Source organism: Variovorax sp. OK605, from assembly GCF_900115445.1.
Lineage (GTDB): Bacteria > Pseudomonadota > Gammaproteobacteria > Burkholderiales > Burkholderiaceae_C > Variovorax.
On record NZ_FOWL01000001.1, the window covers coordinates 480,738 to 502,038 of the forward strand.

Genomic DNA, 21,301 nt, shown 5'->3' on the forward strand with positions numbered 1-21,301 from the left:
GGCTATTCGTCTTTCGAACGCGAGGCGACGGCTTGCGCGATGAGCGCGTTCATGTCGGCCGCACGCTCGGTGGTGCGGTCGAACAGGAAGTGCAGCGTGGGCACCGTGTGGATGTGCAGGCGCTTGAACAGGCCGTTGCGCAGGAAGCCCGCGGCCTGGTTCAACGCTTCGGTGGTCTCGTCCACGTCGCCCGTGAGCAGGCTGAAGAAGATCTTCGCGTGCGCATAGTCGGGCGTGACCTCGACGGCCTGGATCGTGACCATGCCCACGCGCGGGTCCTTCAACTCGCGCGCGATCAGCTCCGTCAGATCGCGCTGGATCTGGTCGGCAACCTTGAACGCGCGGTTGGGGGCGGCGGCTTTTCTTTTCGGCATGGACTCTCTCGCTTCGAACGCTTACAGCGTCCGGGCGATTTCCTTGATCTCGAAGAATTCGAGCTGATCGCCTTCCTTGATGTCGTTGTAGTTCTTGAGCTTGATACCGCACTCAAAACCTTCGCGGACTTCGCGGACATCGTCCTTCATGCGCTTGATCGAGTCGACTTCGCCGGTGTAGATCACCACGTTGTCGCGCAGCAGGCGGAAATGCGCGCTGCGGTTGACCGAGCCCGAAGTGACGTACGAGCCGGCAACGGTGCCGATCTTCGAGGCCACGAACACCGTGCGGATCTCGGCCGAGCCGATGATTTCCTCGCGGCGCTCCGGTGCCAGCATGCCCGACATCGCAACCTTGATCTCGTCCACAGCGTCGTAAATGATGCTGTAGTAGTTCAGTTGCACGCCGTTGTTCTCGGCCAGCTTGCGCGCGCCGGCATCGGCACGCACGTTGAAGCCGATCACAACAGCCTTCGATGCGATGGCCAGGTTGATGTCGCTTTCGCTGATGCCACCCACGCCGGCATACACCACCTGCACCTTGACTTCGTCCGTTGCCAGCTTGAGCAGCGATTGCGCGAGCGCTTCCTGCGAGCCCTGCACGTCGGCCTTGATGATGATGCGCAGCGTCTGCACTTCGCCTGCCGACAGGTCGGTGAACATGTTCTGCAGGTTTGCGGCCTGCAGCTTCGCCAGCTTGGTGTTGCGGAACTTGCCGGCTCGGTAGGTAGCGATTTCGCGCGCACGGCGCTCGTCGCTCATCACCATGAACTCGTCGCCCGCTTGCGGCACTTCGGTCAGGCCCTGGATTTCCACCGGGATCGACGGACCCGCCGACTTGGTCGACCTGCCGTCTTCGTCCAGCATGGCGCGCACGCGGCCATAGGTCGAACCGGCCAGCACCACGTCGCCGGTCTTGAGCGTACCGGACTGAACCAGCACGGTAGCGACCGGGCCGCGGCCCTTGTCGAGCTGGGCTTCGATGACCAGGCCCTTGGCGGCGGCTTCCACCGGCGCCTTGAGTTCCAGCACTTCGGCCTGCAGCAGCACCTGCTCGAGCAGGTCGTCGACGCCCTGGCCCGTCTTGGCGGACACCGGCACAAACGGCACGTCGCCGCCGTACTCTTCAGGCACGACCTCTTCGGCCACCAGTTCCTGCTTCACGCGGTCCAGGTTGGCGTCGGGCTTGTCCACCTTGTTGATGGCAACCACGATCGGCACACCAGCCGCCTTCGCGTGCTTGATGGCTTCCTTGGTCTGGGGCATGACGCCGTCGTCAGCCGCCACCACCAGGATCACGATGTCGGTGGCCTGCGCACCGCGGGCACGCATGGCCGTGAAGGCCTCGTGACCCGGGGTGTCGAGGAACGACACCATGCCGCGTTCGGTTTCCACGTGGTACGCACCGATGTGCTGCGTGATGCCGCCGGCTTCGCCCGCGGCAACCTTGGCGCGGCGGATGTAGTCCAGCAGCGAGGTCTTGCCGTGGTCGACGTGACCCATGACGGTCACGACCGGTGCGCGCGGCAGGGCCTCGGCGGTTTGCGCCGACACGTCCTCGTCGGTGAAAGCTTCCGGGTCGTCCAGCGCGGCAACCACCGCGGTATGGCCCATTTCTTCCACCAGGATCATGGCGGTGTCCTGGTCCAGCGACTGGTTGATGGTCGCCATCTGGCCGAGCTTCATCAGTTGCTTGATGACCTCTTGCGCCTTGACGGCCATCTTGTGCGCGAGCTCGGCCACCGTGATGGTTTCGGGCACGTGCACTTCGAGAATGCGCGCCTCGACCGGTGCGGCCGGTGCGTGCTGCTCGTCGTGACCGCCGCGGTCGTTGCCACGGCGACCGCGCGGGCCTCCGCGCCAGTTGCCGCGACCGACACCACCGCTGGCATCGCCGCGGGTCTTGATTTCCTTCTTCTTGGCAGGATCGCCAGCCCAGCTCGACGAGAGCTTCGCGGACTTGACTTCCTTGCCCGCACCGGCGGCGCCGGGTGCTGCTGCAGCGCCGGGCGCGGCAGGCGCACCGGGGCGTGCGGCGGGCGTGGCCGGCTTGTGCAGCGTGCCCTTGACCGCGGACTTTTCAGGCTGCGGCTTCTCGGGCGCCTTGTGCGGCACCAGCACGCGGGCCGGCGCGTTCATCATGGCGCGAATGGCTTCGGCTTCGGCGAGGGCCTTGCGGCGACGCTCGTCGAGGTCCTTGGCGCGGGCGGCTTCTTCGTCGGCACGGGCCTTCGATTCGGCGGCGGCCTTGGCCTTGGCGTCTTCCTTGGCTTGCGCGGCAGCGTTCTGCGCGGCGAGCTTGGTGTCGGCGGCCTGTTGTTCAGCGGCGGCGGCGGCCGCAGCGGCAGCGGCGGCGGCAGCGGCCACGGCGGGCGCAGCCGGCTTGCTGTTCGCGTCGCGGTTGGCGGCGTTCACTGCAGCAGTTTCGGCGAAGGCCGCGGCCTTCTTCTCGGCGGCGATGCGCACGGCTTCCTGCTGGGCTTGTTCGGCCTGTTCGGCGCGCTCGGCCTTCTCAGCCTGTTCGCGTTCGCGGGCTTCGGTTTCTTCGCGCAGGCGACGCTTCTCGGCCAGCTCTTCTTCCTGGCGGCGGATCAGCTCGGCCTGGCGACGCGCTTCTTCCTCGCGGCGGGCCAGTTCGGCGGGATCGACCTGAGGCGGTGCGGGCGGCTCAACGGGCGCCTCGGCCACGTGCTGCGCCGATTCCGGCGTGGCCGGATGACCGTCTTCACGCTGGATGAAGGTGCGCTTCTTGCGCACCTCGACCTGGATCGTGCGCGCACGGCCGGTGGCGTCGGCCTGCTTGATCTCGCTGGTCGACTTTTTCGTCAACGTGATCTTCTTGCGCTCGGGCTCAACAGTGCCGTGGCTGGCCTTCAGGTGGCCGAGCAGGCGCTGCTTGTCAGCCTCGGTGAGTGCATCGGTGACGGCCGCTTTGGGCACGCCTGCGCTCTTGAGCTGGTCAAGCAAGGTTTCGGGAGTCTTCTTGAGCTCGTTCGCGAACTCGGCGACAGTGGTACTGGACATATTGGTTTCGTGCCTCCATGACCGTCACTCTTGGCCGGCGAACCAATGTTCGCGGGCTTTCAAGATGAGGGCTTTGGCGTCATCGGCACTCTGGCCGGTGATCTCGGTGAGTTCATCGACCGCGAGGTCGGCAAGGTCGTCACGGGTGTTCACACCCGCTTCGGTCAGCTTGGGAATCAGCTCGGGGTCCAGGCCTTCGAGGTCGTGCAGGTCTTGCGACACTTGCGGCTGGGCCTCGACGCCCTCTTCCTTGGCGATTTCCATGGTCAACAGCGCATCCTTGGCGCGGGCGCGCAGCTCGTTGATGGTGTCTTCGTCGAACGCCTCGATCTCGAGCATTTCGGAGATCGGCACATAGGCGACTTCTTCGAGGCTGTTGAAGCCTTCGGCGATCAGGATGTCGGCGATTTCCTCGTCGACGTCGAGCTTTTCCATGAACAGCTTGCGGCTGGCATCGGTTTCGCTGGCCTGCTTCTGCGCCGACTCGTTCGCATCCATGATGTTGATCTTCCAACCGGTCAGGTCGGAAGCCAGGCGCACGTTCTGGCCGCCGCGGCCGATGGCGATGGCGAGGTTTTCCTCGTCGACCACCACGTCCATGGCGTGCTTTTCTTCGTCCACCACGATCGACGACACGTTGGCCGGGGCCAGCGCGCCGATGACGAACTGGGCCGGGTCTTCGCTCCACAGCACGATGTCCACGCGCTCGCCGGCGAGCTCGTTGGTCACGGCGTTGACACGGGTGCCGCGCACGCCGACGCAGGTGCCGATCGGGTCGACGCGCTTGTCGTGCGAGAGCACGGCGATCTTGGCGCGCGAACCCGGGTCACGGGCGCAGCTCTTGATTTCGAGCAGGCCCTGTTCGATCTCGGGCACTTCCTGGCGGAACAGCTCGATCATGAATTCGGGGGCCGAGCGCGACAGGATGATCGGCGCGCCGCGCAGCGTCAGGTCGACCTCCATGATCATGGCGCGCACGCGGTCGCCATTGCGCAGGTTTTCCTTGGCGATCATCTCGCTGCGGCGCAGGCGGCCTTCGACGCGGCCGGCCTCGACGATGATGTCGCCCTTGTCCAGGCGCTTGACGGTGCCCACGAAGATCTTGTCGCCGCGCGACATGAAGTCGTTGAGCAGCATCTCGCGCTCGGCGTCACGGATCTTCTGCAGGATGACCTGCTTGGCGGCCATGGCGCCGATGCGGCCGATCGGCACAGAGTCCACCGCTTCCTCGATGTACTCGCCGACCTCGATGTCCGACATTTCTTCCTTGGCTTCGAAAAGCAGGATTTCCTGGTCGGGCAATTGCAGGCCGGCTTCGTCCGGAACGACGTGCCAGCGGCGGAAGGTTTCGTAGTCGCCGCTGTCGCGATCGACCGAGACGCGGATGTCCACGTCGCCCTGGTGGAGCTTCTTGGTGGCTTGCGCCAGTGCGGATTCGACCGCGCCGAAGACCACGTCACGTTCGACGTTCTTCTCGCGCGAGATCGCATCCACCAACATCAACATTTCGCGATTCATGCCACCACTCCTCTGGTCAGTCCGGAACCTGCGTTCCGTCGTCAATATCCGAAAAACCCGGTTGGGTTTTGGCCTTGCGGCCCTTGAAATCCACAATGGGTGCGAGCCGCGCGTCGCGCAGCTCGTCCAGAACGAAGCCCAGCGCATGCAACGGTGCAGGCGCGCGCTTCTTGCTCACTTTTTGTCCGGGCTTGGGCTCGGGCGCATCGCTCCAGACGATTTGCCAGCCTCGGGCGCCGCCGCCCTCCTCGCCCTGCTGCTCGGCCCGCTCCAGCGTGCCGCGAAATTTCTTGCGATTGGCCGACACCTGGCCCGCCGCCGCCGCGCCCATGGGCGCCTTGAGCGTGATGTCGATCACCGCTCCCACGAAACGCGCGAAATCCTGCTCATTGCGCAGCGGACGGTCGATACCCGGCGAGGACACCTCGAGCCGCTTGTAGTCGACACCATCCACTTCGAGCGCGAATTGCAACTGGCGCGTGACCTTCTCGCAGTCCTCGACCGTCACGAAGGGCTCCGGAACGCCGGCAGCCAAGTCTTCGGAGGTGGGGGCCGTCCAGGGCAAATCAATCGTCACGCGCAGCGTTCCCCCGGCCGAGCGCTCGATCTCGACCAGGTCATAGCCGAGACCGGCCACGGTTTGTTCAACTATTTGCTGCAATGCCACGTGTTCGAAGATGCCTTTTAAGTACGGGACCTGTGCCGTCCGCCCGCCACGGACGCCAGATCGCTGGAATGTTCAGAATGCATAGACCAAAAAAAACGGGCGGTTGGTACCCGCCCGTTTGGTCGTGAGCCTCGAATTATATGCTATTCGTGTAATAAATGAAGGGGCTTCAGCACTCAAATGGTGATTGAGCGGCGAGATTTGAACCAGACCCACGCAAACAATACCGCGCCGAGCGCCAAAGCGGCTGCCGCGACCAGCAGCGGCACCTGAAAAGAACCCGTGCGCTGCGCCAGCGGCGCCGCGAACAGCGGGCCGATGATCTGCCCCACCCCGTACGACGCCGTCGCATAGCCGATCAGCCCCGCCGCGGCATTGCCGCGCAGCCGGCGCGCGTCGCGCATCGCAAAAAGAGTGATGGCCGTGAACGGCATGCCCAGCAGCAGGCTGCCGAGCGCAAAGCCGCCAATGGTGGGCCACGCCACCGAAAACACCACGCCCAGTGCCTGCAGCGCATAGGCCACCGCCAGCAGCAGCCGGTTGTCCCAGTGCGTCGGCGCGCGAGCACCGATCAGCGCCCCCGGAATGATGGCCAGGCCGAACAGCGGCCAGAAGAAATCGGGCCACGACGAGCCCGGCAGCGCCTGCCGCGCGATCACCGGCAGAAAAGTCGCGGTGATGATGTAACCAAATCCTGCGAGGCCGTAGAGCGCCACCAGCCAGATGGCGTCGCTGCGGTCCGCGGCCGATGCCGCGGTACGCGCCGCCGCCGCGGGCGCCGCTGCACCCGCAGTGCCAGCCGGCGCCCTCTCGCCGTCATCGAACACGCGCCAGATCACCGCGATCAGCGCCAGCCCCAGGATGCCCAGCCCGATCCACCCCGCCTCCGAACCCCAGCGCCCTAGCGCGCCGCCCAGCAGCCCGGTCATCGCGATGCCGATGCCCGGCCCCGTGTAGATCACGCCCGCCAGCGCCGGCGCGTTCGTCTCGGCCAGCCGCCGCAGCCCCCAACCCGAAGCGAAGACGAACACCCAGGCGCTCATCACGCCGGCCGCGGTGCGCAGCACGCCCCAGCTCGTGAAGCTGTGCAGCAGCCCCATGCCGACCAGCAGCGCCGCCGTGGCCAGAAGCCCGCCACGCACCATGCTCGACGCCTTGACGCTGATTGCCGCGCAGCTCACCGCCCCCAGGAAATAACCCAGGTAGTTGAGCGACGCCAGCAACCCGCCGGCCGCCAGCTCCAGCTTGCCCTCGTGCAGCATGATGGGCAGCATGGGCGTGAAGGCGAAGCGCCCCAGGCCCATGGCCACCGACAGGGTGACCATGCAGGCCAGCGCAGCGCGCCACGCCCCGCGACGGTCGCGTCCGATTTCCGGCATTGCTTGAAGACTCCGTTTATTCCAGCAGCGCGGCGGCCACCAGCTTCTTTGTATAGGGATGCTCGGGCGCGTCGAGCACGCGCTCCACCGCCCCGTTTTCGAGGATCGCCCCGTCCTTCATCACGATGACCTGGTGCGCCATGGCGCGGATCACCTCGACGTCGTGCGTGATCAGCAGGTAGCTCAGCCCCCGCTCGCGCTGCAGGCGCTGCAGCAGCGCCAGCACCTGCTTCTGGATCGTCACGTCGAGCGCGCTGGTCGGCTCGTCGAGCACCAGCAGTTGCGGATCGACGATCAGCGCGCGCGCAATCGCCAGGCGCTGGCGCTGGCCGCCGGAAAACTCGTGCGGATAGCGGTCGAGCAGCGACGGAAACTGCGCCTCGGTCAGCCCGACATCGGCCAGCGCCGTGAGCGAACGCGCCCGCCGCGCCTCGGCGTCCAGTTGCGGCGCATGCACGCGCAGCCCTTCGCCCACGATCTGCTCGACCGTCATGCGCGGCGACAGCGAGGAGAACGGGTCCTGGAACACCACCTGCATCACGCGGCGCAGGCCCAGGTCCGACGCACGATCGACCGCCCAGTCCTTCCCGGTGACCTTCAGCGCGCCCTGGTAGCGCAACAACCCCAGCGCCGCCAGCGCGAGCGTCGACTTGCCCGACCCCGATTCGCCGACCACGCCCAGCGTCTCGCCCGGCGCGATGCGGAAATCCGCGCCCTGCACCGCCACGAACTCGCCCTTGCGGAACCAGCCGCCGATGCCGGGCTTGGGCACCGGGTAGATCACGCGCAGCGCCTTGGCCTCGAGCACCGGCGCCGCGCCGCCGGCCGGCACGGCCGCCACGTCGCGCTCGGGGTGGCTGTCGATCAGCTTGCGGGTGTAGGGATGCCGCGGCGCGTCGAACACCGGCGCCACCGCGCCATGTTCGACGATGTGGCCGTCCTCCATGACCGCCACGCGGTCGGCGAAGCGGCGCACCAGGTTCAGGTCGTGCGTGATCAGCAGCACCGCCATGCCGTGCTTGCGCTGCAGGTCGGCCAGCAGGTCGAGGATCTGCGCGCGCACCGTGACGTCGAGCGCCGTGGTCGGCTCGTCGGCCAGCAGCAGGCGCGGCTTGCAGGCCAGCGCCATGGCGATCATGGCGCGCTGGCGCTGCCCGCCCGAGAGCTGGTGCGGAAACGCCTGCGCGCGCCGCGCCGGCTCCGGAATGCCCGTGTCGGCCAGCAGCTGCACCGCGGCCGCCCGTGCGGCACGCGCCGACAGCCCTTCGTGCAGCTCGAGCACCTCGGCGATCTGGTCGCCCACGGTGTAGAGCGCATTCAGCGCGGTCATCGGCTCCTGGAAGATCATCGCGATCTCCTTGCCGCGGATACCGCGCAGCTGGCGCTCCGGAATCGATAGCAGGTCTCGCACGTCCTGCGTGCGTTCGCCGCCGAAAAGCCTTGCAACGCCGGTCACATCGGCGTTCTGCACCAGCCGCAGCAGCGACAGCGCCGTGACCGTCTTGCCCGAGCCCGATTCGCCGACCAGCGCCAGCTTTTCGCCGGCGGCAATCTGGAAGTCGATGCCGTGCACGACCTCCTTGCCGCCGAACGCGACGCGCAGGCCCTTCACGTCGATCAAGGGGAGATTTGCGGGAGCACCGTTCATCACTTGTCTGCCTTGCGGGGATCGAGTGCATCGCGCAGCGCGTCACCCATGAAGGTCAGCAGCATCAGCGTGACGACCAGCACGCCGAAGGTGGAAATGGAAATCCACCAGGCGTCGATGTTGGCCTTGCCCTGGCTCAGCAGTTCGCCGAGCGACGGCGTGCCCGGCGGCACGCCCAGGCCCAGGAAGTCGAGCGAGGTCAGCGCCAGGATGGCCGCGCTCATGCGAAACGGCAGGAAGGTGACGACCGGCACCATGCTGTTGGGCAGGATGTGACGCCACATGATCTGCAGGTTGCTCACGCCCAGGGCGCGCGCGGCGCGCACGTAATCCATCTGGCGGTTGCGCAGGAACTCGGCGCGCACGTAGTCGGCCAGGCCCATCCAGCCGAACAGGCTCAGCAGGATGAGCAGCAGCGCCACGCTGGGGGCGAAGATCGCGCTGAAGATGATCAGCAGGTACAGCTCGGGCATGGAGCCCCAGATTTCGATGAAGCGCTGGAACGCGAGGTCGATCTTCCCTGCGAAGTAGCCTTGCACCGCGCCCGCCGCCACGCCCAGCACCGTGCCGATGGCGGTGAGCGCCAGGCCGAACAGCACGCTCACGCGAAAGCCGTAGATCAGTTGCGCCAGGAGGTCGCGGCCGCGGTCGTCGGTGCCGAAGAAGTTGTCACCCGTCGGCGCGGCCGGGCTGGGCGCCTTGGCGAAGTAGTTGAGCGTTTTCGGGCCGTAGGGGTTGGGCGCGTAGACCGCCCAGTTGTCGCCCTGCGTGATGCGCTCGCGAATGAAGGGGTCGAGGTAGTCGGCCGGTGTTTCGAAGTCGCCGCCGAAGGTCTTCTCGGAGTAGTCGCGCAGCACCGGGAAATAGGTGTGGCCTTCGTAGCGCAGCACCAGCGGCTTGTCGGTGGAGAGCACCTCGGCGAACAGGCTCAGCACCACCAGGACGGTGAAGATCACCAGGCTCCAGAAACCGAGCCGGTTGCGCTTGAAGCGCAGCCAGGCACGGCGGCCGGGCGAGATGTGAGCGGTCTTGGCCAGCGCCGGAGCCTTCGCCTCGACGCTGCCCGCGACGGCGCCGCCCATGACGCCCTCAGTCGAATTTGACACGCGGGTCCACCCATACGTAGCAGAGATCGGAGATCAGCTTGGTCACCAGGCCGATCAGCGTGAAGAGGTACAGCGTGCCCAGCACCACCGGGTAGTCGCGCCGGATCACGCTCTCGTAGCCCAGCAACCCGAGGCCGTCGAGCGAGAACAGCGTCTCGATGAGCAGCGAGCCCGCGAAGAACGCGCCGATGAACGCCGACGGCAAGCCCGTGATGATCGGGATCAGCGCGTTGCGGAACACGTGCTTCCACAACACCTGCCCCTCGCCCAGCCCCTTGGCCCGCGCCGTCAGCACGTACTGCTTGCGGATTTCCTCGAGAAAGGCGTTCTTGGTGAGCATGGCCGTCACCGCGAAACTGCCGAGCACCATGGCCGTGACGGGCAGCGTGATGTGCCAGAGGTAGTCGACGATGCGCGCGCCCCAGCCCAGGTCGTCCCAGTTGGCCGAGGTCAGTCCTCGCAACGGAAACCACTGCAACTGCCCTCCGAACACCACCAGCAGCGCAACGCCCAGCACGAAGCCCGGAATGGCATAGCCGATGAGAACGATCAGCGTGCTGATCAGGTCGAATCGCGTGCCCGCCCTCACCGCTTTCGCGACGCCCAGGGGCACGGCCACGCCGTAGCTGATGAAGAAGGTCCAGAGGCCCAGGCTGATGGAAACCGGCAGCTTCTCCAGGATCAGCGTCCAGACGTCCTTGTTCTGGAAGAAGCTCTTGCCCAGGTCGAAGCGCGCGAACTGGCCGAGCATCTGGAACAGCCGCTCGTGCGCCGGCTTGTCGAAGCCGTACAGCGCCTTGATCTGCTCGAGCCGCTTGGGGTCGACGCCCTGGTTGCCGCGGTAGCTGCCGCCACCGGACTCGAAGCCGCCGCCACCGCCGCCCCGCCCCGCCGTCTTGGCTTCGGCCAGGTACTGCTCCACCGGGCCGCCGGGCACGAACTGGATCACGAGGAAGGTCACCAGCAGTACGCCGAGCAAGGTCGGAATGAACAGCAAGAGGCGTTTGAGGACATAGGAGAGCACGGCCGGTTTCCTTCTCTTCTATTTCTGGCTTGGCGGCTTGGCCCACCACGTGCCCATGACCCAGTCTTCGCCGTTGGAATACGGCGGCATGGGCGACTTGAAGGCCAGGCGCCAGTCGTCGTAGACGATGCGGTGCGAGGTCAGCGTCCACTGGGGAATCAGGTAGTGGCTGTGCATGATCACGCGGTCGAGCGCGCGGCAGGCCGGCATCAGCTCGGCCTTGGTGTCGGCGTCGACGATGTCCTTGAGCAGCGCATCGACCGCGGGCGTCGAAACACCCATGTAGTTGCCCGAGCTTTCGGTCTTGGCCGCCTTGCTGCCGAAGATCTCCAGCAGTTGCTGGCCCGGGTTGTTGGTGCCCGGAAAGTTGATGGTCGTGATGTCGAATTCGAAGCGGTCGAGCCGCTCCTGGTAGAGCGCGAAGTCGACCGTGGCGAAGTTCAGCGAAATGCCGAGCTTCTCGAGGTTGCGGATCCACGGCGACACCGTGCGCACGCCGCCTTCCTTGCTGTCGAGGTACTCCAACGTCATGGCCTCGCCCTTGGCGTTGCGCAGCGCGCCGTCGCGATACTCCCAGCCGGCCTGCTTGAGCAGGTCGCGCGCGCGGCGCAGGTTGTTGCGCAGCGACTGGCCCTCGCCCTCGGTGACGGGCGGGGCGTACATCGGGCCGAAGCTCGCTTCGGGGATCTTGCCGCGCCAGGGTTCGAGCAGCGCCTTTTCCTCGGGCGACGGCAGACCCCGGGCCTCGCAGTCGGTGTTGCCGAACAGGTCCGTCACGCGCGGGTAGCCGTTGTAGAACATCTGCCGGTTCATCCACTCGTAGTCGAGCGCCAGGCCCAGCGCCTCGCGCACGCGCGGGTCGCCGAGCTTGTCGCGCCGGCTGTTGAGCACGAAGCTCTGGAAACCCGAAGGCTTCTTGTGCGCGAACTCGTGCTTGACGAGCTCGCCCGTGGTGAAGCGCTTGCCGTTCACCCGGCGCGCCCAGTCGCCGGCCGAGTAGAAGCTCATCATGTCGAACTCGCCGGCCTTCAGGGCCTCGAGCCGCGCCGTGTTGTCCTTGTAGATCTTGACGGTGATGCGATCGAAGTTGTGCGAACCGCGGTTCACCGGCAGGTCGCGCCCCCAGTAGGCGGGGTCGCGCACGTAGGTGATGTCCTTGCCGAAACGCACCGGGCCGATCTTGTAGGCGCCGCTGCCGATGGGAATGTCCATCACCACCTGGTCGAAGGGCTTGGCCTTGCCGTTTTCCACACCCCAGGCCCGGCTGAAGACCGGCAGGCTGCCCACGATCAGCGGCAGCTCGCGGTTGATGGTCTTGAAGCGGAAGCGGATGGTGCGCGCGTCGAGCACGTCGGCGCCGTCGACCTCCTGCAGCAGCGTCTTGTAGCCTGGCGAGGTGAAAGGGCCGATGAGCGTGTCGTAGCTGTGCTTCACGTCGGCCGCCTCGACCGGCATGCCGTTGTGGAACCGGGCCTCGGGCCGCAGGCGGAAGGTGACGCTGCGGCGGTCCGCGGCCACCGTGACGTCCTCGGCCAGCAGGCCGTAGCCGGAGCCGGTCTCGTCCATGGCGCCGGTCAGCAGCGTATCGAACAGCAGGCTGTCGAGGTAGGCCGGCGCCGAGCCCTTGATGGTGAAGGGGTTGTACTTGTCGAAGGTGGACACCCGCAGGTTGCTCACCAGCCGCAGCTCGCCGCCCTTGGGCGCGTCGACGTTCACGTAGTCGAAGGCCTTGAAGCCCGGGGCGTACTTCAGGTCGTCCCAGAGTGCATATCCATGCGCGGCCCACGCGGGAACCGCACACACCATCAACCACCAGACCCGGAGAAACCGCATGCGAGAATTCTGCCCAAGATTTTCACGAGGCAACTTCATGGGCTTTCTTTCCGGCAAAAAACTGTTGATCACCGGTGTGTTGAGCAATCGCTCCATTGCTTATGGCATTGCCAAGGCCTGTCACGAACAGGGCGCGGAGCTCGCCTTCAGCTATGTCGGCGAGCGGTTCAAGGACCGTATCACCGAATATGCCGCAGACTTCGGCTCGAAGCTGATTTTCGACTGCGACGTGGGCGACGACGCGCAGATCGACAAGCTCTTCGCCGATCTCTCGCAGACCTGGCCCAAGTTCGACGGCTTCGTGCACAGCATCGGCTTCGCACAGCGCGAGTCGATCTCGGGCGACTTCCTCGACGGGCTCTCGCGCGAAGGCTTCAAGATCGCGCACGACATCAGCGCCTACAGCTTCCCGGCCATGGCCAAGGCGGCACTGCCCTACCTGAACGACAAGTCGGCGCTGCTCACGCTGACCTACCTGGGCGCCGAGCGCGCGCTGCCCAACTACAACACCATGGGCCTGGCCAAGGCTTCGCTCGAAGCGTCGGTGCGCTACACGGCGGCGTCGCTCGGCCCGAAGGGCATGCGCGTGAACGGCATCAGCGCCGGCCCGATCAAGACGCTGGCCGCCAGCGGCATCAAGGGCTTCGGCAAGATGCTGGCCGCCGTGGCCGACGCCTCGCCGATCCGCCGCAACGTGACGATCGAGGAAGTCGGCAACGTGGCCGCATTCCTGTTGAGCGACCTGGCCAGCGGCGTGACGGCGGAGATCACCTACGTCGACGGCGGCTTCAGCAACGTCGTCGGCGGGATGGCCGAGTAACTCTGCCGAAAACGCCCCAAATGCTTGATACGGTCGTCAGACGGTCGTATTGCGCTACTTATTTCATAGCACCGTGCTGAGCCGACGCTCCCTCCTGCTGGCCGCTTTCGGCGTGATCGCGGCGCCCGCCGTGTTCGCGCGCGAGGCCGCGCCGTCGCTCATGCTGGCCGACGTCTACCGCCAGGGCATGTCGCTGAACGACTACTGGGTCAGCGAGAAGTACGACGGCGTGCGCGGCTACTGGGACGGCAAGCAGCTCTGGACGCGCGGCGGCGAGCGCGTGGTGGCGCCCACATGGTTCACCGCCCCTCTGCCCCGGCAGCCGCTCGACGGGGAGCTGTGGGCGGGCCGTGGCAGGTTCGCGCACGCGGTCTCGACCGTGCGCAGCCAGACGCCCAACGACGTCGCGTGGCACGAGATGCGCTTCATGGTGTTCGACCTGCCCGCCCAGGGCGGCGACTTCAGCACCCGGCTGGCCGCGCTGCGCAAGCTGCTGCCCATCACCGACGCGCCGTGGGTGGTGCCGGTGCCGCAGCAGCGCGCGACCACGCACGAAGAGCTGCAGGCGCTGCTCGACAAGACGGTCAAGATGGGCGGCGAAGGGTTGATGCTCCACCGCGGCAGCTCCCAGTACCGGGGCGAACGCAACAGCGACCTGCTGAAGGTCAAGCCCTATGAAGACGCCGAAGCCCGCGTGATCGAGCACGTGCCCGGCAAGGGCAAGCACAGCGCCCGGCTCGGCGCGCTGGTGGTCGAGACGGCCGACGGCAAGCGCTTCAAGCTCGGCACCGGGCTGACCGACGCCGAGCGGGAGCACCCGCCCGCCATCGGCAGCTGGGTGACCTACCGCTACAACGGCACCACCGCCAAGGGCCTGCCGCGCTTCGCGCGCTTCATGCGGGTGCGCGAAGGCTAGAAAGCCGGGCCGGCCGCGGAAGTCTTCCGGGCCGCCCAACCTCAGGTCTTTTCAGGCCCTTACTTCGCTTCCCGGACGCAGTCCGCGTAGTAGCGCTTCTTGCCCGTCTCGTCGACGCGCGCCACCAGGCCGTGGATGTCGGTCTCGAAGCCCGGGCACTGCGTGTTGAACTCGCGCGAGAACTTGAGGTAGTCGACGATCTTCTTGTTGAACACTTCGCCCGGGATCAGCAGCGGAATGCCCGGCGGGTACGGCGTGATCAGGCTGGTGGTGATGCGGCCTTCGAGTTCGTCGATCTCCACGCGCTCGGTCTTGCGGTGCGCGATATGGGCGAACGCGTCGCTCGGCTTCATGGCCGGCGTCAGGTCGCTCAGGTACATCTCGGTCGTGAGGCGGGCCACGTCGTAGCGCGCATACAGTTGGTGGATGTGCTGGCACAGATCGCGCAGGCCCAGGCGCTCATAGCCAGGGTGCTGCTGGCAGAACTCGGGCAGGATGCGCCACATCGGCTGGTTGCGCGCGTAGTCGTCCTTGAACTGCTGCAGCGCCGTGAGCAGCGTGTTCCAGCGGCCCTTGGTGATGCCGATGGTGAACATGATGAAGAAGCTGTACAGGCCGGTCTTCTCCACGATCACGCCGTGCTCGGCGAGGAACTTGGTCACCACGCTGGCCGGGATGCCGGTCTCGGCGAAGTTGCCTTCGAGGTCGAGGCCGGGCGTGACGATGGTCGACTTGATCGGGTCGAGCATGTTGAAGCCGTCGGCCAGGTCGCCGAAGCCGTGCCAGTTGCGCGGCGACTTCTTGGTCTTGCGCTTGGAGGGCTCCTTCTCGCCCGTCATGATCCAGTCCTCGGCGCGGCCGATGCCTTCGTCGACGAGCTTCTCGGGGCCCCAGACCTTGAACCACCACTCGTCCTTGCCGAACTCCTCTTCCACCTTGCGCATGGCGCGGCGGAAGTCGAGCGCTTCCAGGATGCTTTCTTCCACCAGCGCGGTGCCGCCGGGCGGCTCCATCATGGCGGCGGCCACGTCGCAGCTCGCGATGATCGCGTACTGCGGGCTGGTCGACGAGTGCATCAGGTAGGCCTCGTTGAAGAGGTCGCGGTCGAGCTGGCGGTTCTGTGAGTCCTGCACGAGCACGTGGCTGGCCTGGCTGATGCCGGCCAGCAGCTTGTGGGTGGACTGCGTGGCGAACACCAGCGAATCCTTGGGCCGCACGCGGCGCTTGCCCATCGCGTGGTACGCACCGTAGAACGGGTGGAAGGCCGCATGGGGCAGCCAGGCTTCGTCGAAGTGCAGCGTGTCGACGTAGCCGTCGAGCATGTTCTTGATGGTCTCGGTGTTGTAGATCACGCCGTCGTAGGTCGACTGCGTGAGCGTCATCACACGCGGCTTGACCTTCTCGTGATCGATATCGGCCAGCAACGGGTTGGCCTTGATCTTGGCCTTGATGGCGCTCTGTTCGAACTCGCTCTTCGGAATGGGGCCGATGATGCCGAAGTGGTTGCGCGTGGGCTTCATGAACACCGGAATCGCGCCGGTCATGATGATCGCGTGCAGGATCGACTTGTGGCAGTTGCGGTCGACCACCACCACGTCGCCCGGCGCCACCGTGTGGTGCCACACCATCTTGTTGCTGGTGCTGGTGCCGTTGGTCACGAAGAAGCAATGGTCGGCATTGAAGATGCGCGCCGCATTGCGTTCGCTGGCCGCCACCGGGCCGGTGTGGTCGAGCAGCTGGCCGAGTTCTTCCACCGCGTTGCAGACGTCCGCGCGCAGCATGTTCTCGCCAAAGAACTGGTGGAACATCTGGCCCACGGGGCTCTTCAGGAACGCCACGCCGCCGGAGTGGCCCGGGCAGTGCCACGAGTACGAACCGTCTTCCGCGTAGTCGATCAGCGCCTTGAAGAACGGGGGCTGCACGCCCTCCAGATAGCTCTTGGCCTCGCGAATGATGTGGCGCGCCACGAATTCGGGGGTGTCCTCGAACATGTGGATGAAGCCATGCAGTTCGCGCAGGATGTCGTTCGGGATGTGGCGCGAGGTCTTGGTCTCGCCGTAGATGTAGATCGGCACGTCGGCGTTCTTGCGACGCACTTCGCCGATGAAGTTGCGCAGGTTCAGCACGGCCGGGTCGAGGTCGGGGCCGACAGTGAACTCTTCGTCGTCGATCGACAGGATGAACGCGCTGGCGCGGCTTTGCTGCTGCGCGAACTGGCTCAGATCGCCGTAGCTCGTGACGCCCAGCACCTCGAAGCCCTCGCTTTCGAAGGCCTGCGCGAGCGCGCGAATGCCGAGGCCCGAAGTGTTTTCGGAGCGGAAGTCCTCGTCGATGATGACGATGGGAAAGCGAAATTTCATGAGCGGGGCTCCGACGGTCAGGCTGGAAGACAGGGCAAAAGAGCGAGGCGCGAAGTGTACGGAATTCGGATGACGGATTTGGTCAGCTTCGCGCAAGACATTCGGTCCCGTCAGGCAAGGCCGCTTCCCTCGCGCCAGTACCCCTACGCAGGACAAGCGCTTGAGCTTCATGCATCAGAATGGCGCGCATCGAACAAGGAAAAGAGGAGTTGTCATGGCGAATTCCACCGTCTGGTGGCTGATTGCGGGAGTGGCCATCGTCGTCGAGTTGCTTTCGGGCACGGTCTACCTGCTGCTGCTCGCCGCCGGCTTCGCGGCCGCAGCGATCTCCGCGCACCTGGGCTTCGGCACCGTCACGCAGCTGATCGTGGCTGCCCTCATCGGCGTGGGGGCCGTGCTGGTCTGGTACTCGGTCCAGCGCAAGCGTCCGCCCGCCCCGCCCACCGAAGCCAACCGCGACGTGAACCTCGACATCGGCGAGAGCGTGCACGTCGACGCCTGGAACGCCGACGGCACGGCCACCGTGCGCTACCGGGGTGCGCAATGGACGGTGATCCAGCGCGCGGGCCACACGCCATCGACCGGTGAACACCGCGTGGTCGAGGTGGTCGGCAGCCGGCTGGTGGTCGACAAGGTCTAGTCAGTCCGCAGAACTCAACGAATCCAGAGAACTTAGAAAAGGAAGCGCACCATGGAATTTTCGGTCCCCCTCATCATCCTGGTCATCGCGATCATCTTCATCAGCCAGTCGGTGAAGTTCGTGCCGCAGCAGAACGCCTGGGTGCGCGAGCGCCTGGGCAAGTACCACGGCACCATGACGCCCGGCCCCAACTTCCTGATCCCGTTCATCGACCGGGTGGCCTACAAGCACAGCCTGAAGGAGATCCCGCTCGACGTGCCGAGCCAGATCTGCATCACGCGCGACAACACGCAGCTGCAGGTCGACGGCATCCTGTACTTCCAGGTGACCGACCCGATGCGCGCGAGCTACGGCTCGTCGAACTACATCGTGGCGGTGACGCAACTCGCGCAGACCTCGCTGCGCAGCGTGATCGGCAAGCTCGAGCTCGACAAGACCTTCGAGGAACGCGACGTGATCAACGCGCAGGTGGTGGCCGCGATCGACGAAGCGGCGCTGAACTGGGGCGTGAAGGTGCTGCGCTACGAAATCAAGGACCTGACGCCGCCGAAGGAAATCCTGCTGGCCATGCAGGCGCAGATCACCGCCGAGCGCGGCAAGCGCGCGCTGATTGCGGCCTCGGAAGGCCGCCGCCAGGAGCAGATCAACATAGCCACCGGCGAACGCGAGGCCTTCATTGCCCGCTCCGAAGGCGAGAAGCAGGCGCAGATCAACAACGCGCAGGGTGAAGCCGCCGCCATCACCGCGGTGGCCACCGCGACGGCGGACGCCATCGAACGCGTGGCCGCGGCCATCCGCCTGCCGGGCGGCGAGCAGGCCGTGCAGCTCAAGGTGGCCGAGCGCGCCGTCGACGCCTACGGCAAGGTCGCGGCCGATTCCAAGACCACGCTGATCGTGCCGAGCAACATGAGCGAGACCGCGGCGCTCATCGCATCGGCGATGCGCATGGTCCAGGCCGGCAAACCTTCGAATCCGAGCTGAACTGACTGCTATACTCGAAGGCTCGGAGCGGTGGATGAGCGGTTTAAGTCGCACGCCTGGAAAGCGTGTGAGGGTTAATAGCCCTCCGCGGGTTCGAATCCCGCCTGCTCCGCCAGAGATTGATTGTTCGTAACCGTTCACGAACAAGCATGCAGATAGCAAGAAGCCCAAGTCGCCACAAGCGCTTGGGCTTTTTTGTCATCTGGAGGGCAGCGCGACGCGTTGCTTTCCAACCACTGGACAACGCCCACCGGACGCCCGGCTCTGGCGGTACGATCCAGACGTTTTCGTTTCTAGCCCGCAAAGGAGCCTCGATGGCCGGACAACCCCAAACCTCGCCGCGCGGCACGACATCGCTGGACAGCACCCTGAAGAAGAGCGAACAGGTCGCCGCCGACGTGCAGCGCGCCTCGGACAACCTCGCCGTCGTGAGCACCGTGCTCGAGCAGGAACTGCCCGACGAAGTGCAGGTCGGCGAAGTGGCGCAGGCCATCGAGCACACCAGCCAGCTCGAGGAAAAGCTGGCCAAGTCCGCCGAGAAGCTCGCGGAGGTCAATGCCGCCCTGAGCGAAGAGATCGAGAGACGCCTCGAAGTCACCGCCGAGCTCGACGAGAGCAAGGCACTGGCCGAGACGCTCAAGGCCCGGATCCGCGCCGAAGGGAAAGACTGAAGGACTGAGCCAGGCCGAGCCGAGCACGGCAGCGCGCCTTGCTCCCTGCGTCCGTATCCCTTCTCCTACGCTGGGACGGCGTCAGGCACGCTACGCTATTGGTTCTCAAAGCAAAACCACGGCATGGCCCTCATCACGTTCCTCGTCGAGGACAACAAGACCATCAGGGACAACCTGGTCCCGGCACTCGAGGACCTCGTCAACGGCCGCGTGGTCGGCTTCGCTGAAACCGAAACCGAAGCGCTCGCCTGGCTCGCCGACCACCCCAACGACTGGCAACTGCTGATCGTCGACCTCTTCCTCAAGGAAGGCTCCGGCCTTGGCGTGCTTGCCGGCTGCAAGACGCGCACGCCCATGCAGCGCGTGGTGGTGCTCAGCAACTATGTGACCGTCGACATCCGGGCCCGTTGCGCCGCGCTGGGCGCGGACGCGGTGTTCGACAAGTCGCGCGACCTCGACGCCTTCATCGAGTACTGCAACACCAACCGCCCCTCGGGCCTCGCGCCGCTCTGAACCGCACCAAGACGCTTGCCGAGCAGAAATGAAAAAAGGGCCCGAAGGCCCTTTTTGTTTGGCTGATGCGAATCAGCGGATCAGCGCACCACGGCGATCTGTGTACGCGCACCGCCCTTGTAGGTGTACAGCGTCAGGGCACCGTTCTTGATGTCGCCCTTTTCGTCGAAGGCGATCGGGCCGGTCACGCCCTTGTATTGCACCTTGCCGACTTCAGGCAGGTACTTCTCGGGGTCGGACGAACCGGCCTTGACCATGGCTTCGGCCAGCACGTTGACCGCGTCGTACACGTACGGTGCATAGATCTGCACTTCGACGCCGTTCTTGGTCTTGAACCTGGCCTTGAAGTCTTCCAGCGGCTGCTTGAAGTCGCCGTCCACGCCGCCGGCTTCAGCGCACACCACCATGTCTTCGCCGATGGCATCGCCAGCCAGCTTCGGCAGTTCGCCGGTGCACAGGCCGTCGCCGCCCATGAACTTGACGTTCATGCCGAGTTGCTTGACCTGCTTGAGCATCGGGCCGCCAACGGCGTCCATGCCGCCGAAGAACAGCACGTCGGGCTTGGAAGCCTTCAGCTTGGTCAGGATGGCGTTGAAGTCGGTCGACTTGTCGGTGGTGAATTCGTGGCCCACGATGGTGGCACCGGCAGCCTTCGCAGCCTTCTCGAATTCCTCGGCAACGCCTTGGCCGTAGGCGGTACGGTCGTCGATCACGGCAATGTTCTTGCCCTTGAGCGTTTCGACTGCGTACTTGCCCAGCGTGCCGCCGAGTTGCGTGTCGTCAGCCACCACGCGGAACGTGGTCTTGAAGCCTTGACGCGTGTACTTCGGGTTCGTGGCCGAAGGCGAGATCTGCGGAATGCCGGCGTCGCTGTACAGCTTCGAGGCGGGGATGGTGGTGCCCGAGTTCAGGTGACCGACCACGCCGTTGACCTTTTCGTCCACGAGCTTCTGGGCGACTGCGGTGCCTTGCTTCGGATCACCGGCATCGTCTTCGGGAACCAGTTCGAACTTGGCAACCTTGTCGCCGATCTTGAGGCCCTTGGCGTTCAGGTCTTCGATGGCCATCTTGGCGCCGAACTCGTTGTCCTTGCCGAGGTGGGCAATCGGGCCGCTGGTGGGTGCCACATGGCCGATCTTGACGACCAGCGTGTCTCCGGCAGGTGCGGGTGCAGGTGCAGCCGGGGCCGCAGCCGTAGGCGCCGGCGCCGCAGCGGGAGCAGCAGCTTCTTCCTTCTTGCCGCAAGCCACAAGCGTGATTGCAGCCAGTGCGACCGCAGTCCATTTCAATTGCATGGGAACCTCCAGAACTTGGATGAGAACAATAAAAAACCGGTCGTGTGATCCGGGCGCGCAGACCTCGCAAGTTTCGCGCCGCGGACCAGCGGCACCCTCACGCCCTTCCGACCTGCGGCGCAGTTTAGCCGAGGATTTACACGCCGGAAGCTGGCGTAGACCCTGTGTTTTCCGAGAGTTCGGCGGCCATTGCCTCGATCACCAAAGCGCGCAAAACGGCTTCGATTTCATTGCGCAAACGCGGCACCATTGCGTCGAGTTGATGCTGAATCGCAGCTGACACGGTGTCGCTCAAACGCTCTTCGAGCGACAGGTCGACGCGCTGCAAGACGCGGTGCAGAAGCTGCTCTTCGAGGCTGACGATTTCGGCCTGCGACAGCTGCATGGCCGGCGGCAATGCCATCGCGCTCGCGGGGTCCGGCTGGGTGGCCGATGCGGCCTCGGGCTCGACGGCTGAGGGCTCCGGCGGAACCTCGAGCACGGTGGTCAGCGTGGGGACGAACCGCGGTGGCGTGCGCAGGTTGCTGGCCAT

At 65.6% G+C, this 21,301-nt stretch carries 18 protein-coding genes and 1 tRNA gene; 7 read left to right on the forward strand and 12 right to left on the reverse strand.

Translation table 11 applies throughout. From position 1 onward, the window contains the following. Positions 1-2: 2 nt before the first annotated feature. The 9 genes from rbfA to BM013_RS02250 all read right to left on the reverse strand — a co-directional run bounded on the left by rbfA (position 3) and on the right by BM013_RS02250 (position 12,573). Positions 3-374 (reverse strand): 30S ribosome-binding factor RbfA, encoded by a 372-nt coding sequence (gene rbfA, locus BM013_RS02210; RefSeq protein WP_093122236.1) that lies wholly within the window; start codon positions 372-374, stop codon positions 3-5. Positions 375-395: 21 nt separating this feature from the next. Continuing rightward, a complete protein-coding gene (gene infB / locus BM013_RS02215) occupies positions 396-3,398 on the reverse strand; it encodes a translation initiation factor IF-2 (RefSeq protein ID WP_093122238.1) in 3,003 nt (1,000 codons plus the stop codon). A gap of 24 nt (positions 3,399-3,422) precedes the next feature. Next, on the reverse strand, positions 3,423-4,916 hold the full coding sequence (gene nusA, locus BM013_RS02220) for a transcription termination factor NusA (RefSeq protein WP_093122241.1): 1,494 nt from the start codon (positions 4,914-4,916) through the stop codon (positions 3,423-3,425). A gap of 16 nt (positions 4,917-4,932) precedes the next feature. Further along, the gene (rimP, locus tag BM013_RS02225) at positions 4,933-5,583 is read right to left on the reverse strand and encodes a ribosome maturation factor RimP (protein ID WP_093122243.1); all 651 of its coding nucleotides are present in this window, start codon (positions 5,581-5,583) and stop codon (positions 4,933-4,935) included. A gap of 176 nt (positions 5,584-5,759) precedes the next feature. Further along, positions 5,760-6,962, reverse strand: coding sequence for a YbfB/YjiJ family MFS transporter (locus BM013_RS02230; protein WP_093122246.1), 1,203 nt, complete (start codon positions 6,960-6,962; stop codon positions 5,760-5,762). Positions 6,963-6,978: 16 nt separating this feature from the next. Then, positions 6,979-8,610 (reverse strand): ABC transporter ATP-binding protein, encoded by a 1,632-nt coding sequence (locus BM013_RS02235; RefSeq protein ID WP_093122248.1) that lies wholly within the window; start codon positions 8,608-8,610, stop codon positions 6,979-6,981. After that, entirely contained in the window at positions 8,610-9,692 is a 1,083-nt protein-coding gene (locus BM013_RS02240; RefSeq protein ID WP_177225407.1) for an ABC transporter permease, read from the reverse strand. The genes BM013_RS02235 and BM013_RS02240 overlap by 1 nt, the downstream gene beginning before the upstream one ends. Positions 9,693-9,699: 7 nt before the next feature. Then, positions 9,700-10,740, reverse strand: coding sequence for a microcin C ABC transporter permease YejB (locus tag BM013_RS02245; RefSeq protein WP_093122250.1), 1,041 nt, complete (start codon positions 10,738-10,740; stop codon positions 9,700-9,702). Between the two features lie 18 nt (positions 10,741-10,758). Beyond that, a complete protein-coding gene (locus BM013_RS02250; protein ID WP_093122253.1) occupies positions 10,759-12,573 on the reverse strand; it encodes an extracellular solute-binding protein in 1,815 nt (604 codons plus the stop codon). 37 nt (positions 12,574-12,610) lie between these two features. Here BM013_RS02250 and fabI point away from each other — a divergent pair, with 37 nt between their 5' ends. Then, complete coding sequence (gene fabI, locus BM013_RS02255; protein ID WP_093122256.1) at positions 12,611-13,393, forward strand: enoyl-ACP reductase FabI; 783 nt, start codon at positions 12,611-12,613, stop codon at positions 13,391-13,393. A 73-nt stretch (positions 13,394-13,466) separates the two neighbouring features. Next, the gene (locus tag BM013_RS02260; RefSeq protein WP_093122258.1) at positions 13,467-14,309 is read left to right on the forward strand and encodes a DNA ligase; all 843 of its coding nucleotides are present in this window, start codon (positions 13,467-13,469) and stop codon (positions 14,307-14,309) included. A gap of 59 nt (positions 14,310-14,368) precedes the next feature. Here the strand turns inward: BM013_RS02260 and BM013_RS02265 are convergent, their stop codons facing one another. Further along, positions 14,369-16,669, reverse strand: coding sequence for an arginine/lysine/ornithine decarboxylase (locus BM013_RS02265; protein WP_093122260.1), 2,301 nt, complete (start codon positions 16,667-16,669; stop codon positions 14,369-14,371). Between the two features lie 214 nt (positions 16,670-16,883). Here BM013_RS02265 and BM013_RS02270 point away from each other — a divergent pair, with 214 nt between their 5' ends. The 5 genes from BM013_RS02270 to BM013_RS02290 all read left to right on the forward strand — a co-directional run bounded on the left by BM013_RS02270 (position 16,884) and on the right by BM013_RS02290 (position 19,474). Further along, the gene (locus BM013_RS02270; protein ID WP_093122263.1) at positions 16,884-17,309 is read left to right on the forward strand and encodes an NfeD family protein; all 426 of its coding nucleotides are present in this window, start codon (positions 16,884-16,886) and stop codon (positions 17,307-17,309) included. Positions 17,310-17,360: 51 nt separating this feature from the next. Next, positions 17,361-18,290 (forward strand): SPFH domain-containing protein, encoded by a 930-nt coding sequence (locus tag BM013_RS02275; protein WP_093122265.1) that lies wholly within the window; start codon positions 17,361-17,363, stop codon positions 18,288-18,290. A gap of 24 nt (positions 18,291-18,314) precedes the next feature. Further along, positions 18,315-18,405: transfer RNA gene (locus BM013_RS02280), tRNA-Ser, on the forward strand. 199 nt (positions 18,406-18,604) lie between these two features. Further along, positions 18,605-18,961: a hypothetical protein gene (locus BM013_RS02285; protein WP_093122268.1), complete on the forward strand. Its 357-nt coding sequence runs from the start codon at positions 18,605-18,607 to the stop codon at positions 18,959-18,961. A gap of 123 nt (positions 18,962-19,084) precedes the next feature. Continuing rightward, entirely contained in the window at positions 19,085-19,474 is a 390-nt protein-coding gene (locus BM013_RS02290; RefSeq protein WP_093122270.1) for a response regulator, read from the forward strand. Positions 19,475-19,554: 80 nt separating this feature from the next. On the opposite strand, the gene BM013_RS02295 is transcribed toward BM013_RS02290, so the two are convergent. Further along, positions 19,555-20,769 carry a branched-chain amino acid ABC transporter substrate-binding protein gene (locus tag BM013_RS02295; protein WP_093122272.1) on the reverse strand — a complete coding sequence of 405 codons (1,215 nt, stop codon included), beginning with the start codon at positions 20,767-20,769 and terminating at the stop codon, positions 19,555-19,557. Positions 20,770-20,905: 136 nt separating this feature from the next. Next, positions 20,906-21,301: a hypothetical protein gene (locus tag BM013_RS02300; RefSeq protein WP_093122275.1), complete on the reverse strand. Its 396-nt coding sequence runs from the start codon at positions 21,299-21,301 to the stop codon at positions 20,906-20,908.

Excerpts from the sequence above, each read along its gene's own strand:
- rbfA (WP_093122236.1), bottom strand. The coding sequence starts at position 374 with ATGCCGAAAAGAAAAGCCGCCGCCCCCAACCGCGCGTTCAAGGTTGCC.
- infB (WP_093122238.1), bottom strand. The coding sequence starts at position 3,398 with ATGTCCAGTACCACTGTCGCCGAGTTCGCGAACGAGCTCAAGAAGACT.
- nusA (WP_093122241.1), bottom strand. The coding sequence starts at position 4,916 with ATGAATCGCGAAATGTTGATGTTGGTGGATGCGATCTCGCGCGAGAAG.
- BM013_RS02230 (WP_093122246.1), bottom strand. The coding sequence starts at position 6,962 with ATGCCGGAAATCGGACGCGACCGTCGCGGGGCGTGGCGCGCTGCGCTG.
- BM013_RS02235 (WP_093122248.1), bottom strand. The coding sequence starts at position 8,610 with ATGAACGGTGCTCCCGCAAATCTCCCCTTGATCGACGTGAAGGGCCTG.
- BM013_RS02240 (WP_177225407.1), bottom strand. The coding sequence starts at position 9,692 with ATGGGCGGCGCCGTCGCGGGCAGCGTCGAGGCGAAGGCTCCGGCGCTG.
- BM013_RS02250 (WP_093122253.1), bottom strand. The coding sequence starts at position 12,573 with ATGCGGTTTCTCCGGGTCTGGTGGTTGATGGTGTGTGCGGTTCCCGCG.
- fabI (WP_093122256.1), top strand. The coding sequence starts at position 12,611 with ATGGGCTTTCTTTCCGGCAAAAAACTGTTGATCACCGGTGTGTTGAGC.
- BM013_RS02265 (WP_093122260.1), bottom strand. The coding sequence starts at position 16,669 with ATGAAATTTCGCTTTCCCATCGTCATCATCGACGAGGACTTCCGCTCC.
- BM013_RS02270 (WP_093122263.1), top strand. The coding sequence starts at position 16,884 with ATGGCGAATTCCACCGTCTGGTGGCTGATTGCGGGAGTGGCCATCGTC.
- BM013_RS02275 (WP_093122265.1), top strand. The coding sequence starts at position 17,361 with ATGGAATTTTCGGTCCCCCTCATCATCCTGGTCATCGCGATCATCTTC.
- BM013_RS02285 (WP_093122268.1), top strand. The coding sequence starts at position 18,605 with ATGGCCGGACAACCCCAAACCTCGCCGCGCGGCACGACATCGCTGGAC.
- BM013_RS02290 (WP_093122270.1), top strand. The coding sequence starts at position 19,085 with ATGGCCCTCATCACGTTCCTCGTCGAGGACAACAAGACCATCAGGGAC.
- BM013_RS02295 (WP_093122272.1), bottom strand. The coding sequence starts at position 20,769 with ATGCAATTGAAATGGACTGCGGTCGCACTGGCTGCAATCACGCTTGTG.
- BM013_RS02300 (WP_093122275.1), bottom strand. The coding sequence starts at position 21,301 with ATGGCCAGCAACCTGCGCACGCCACCGCGGTTCGTCCCCACGCTGACC.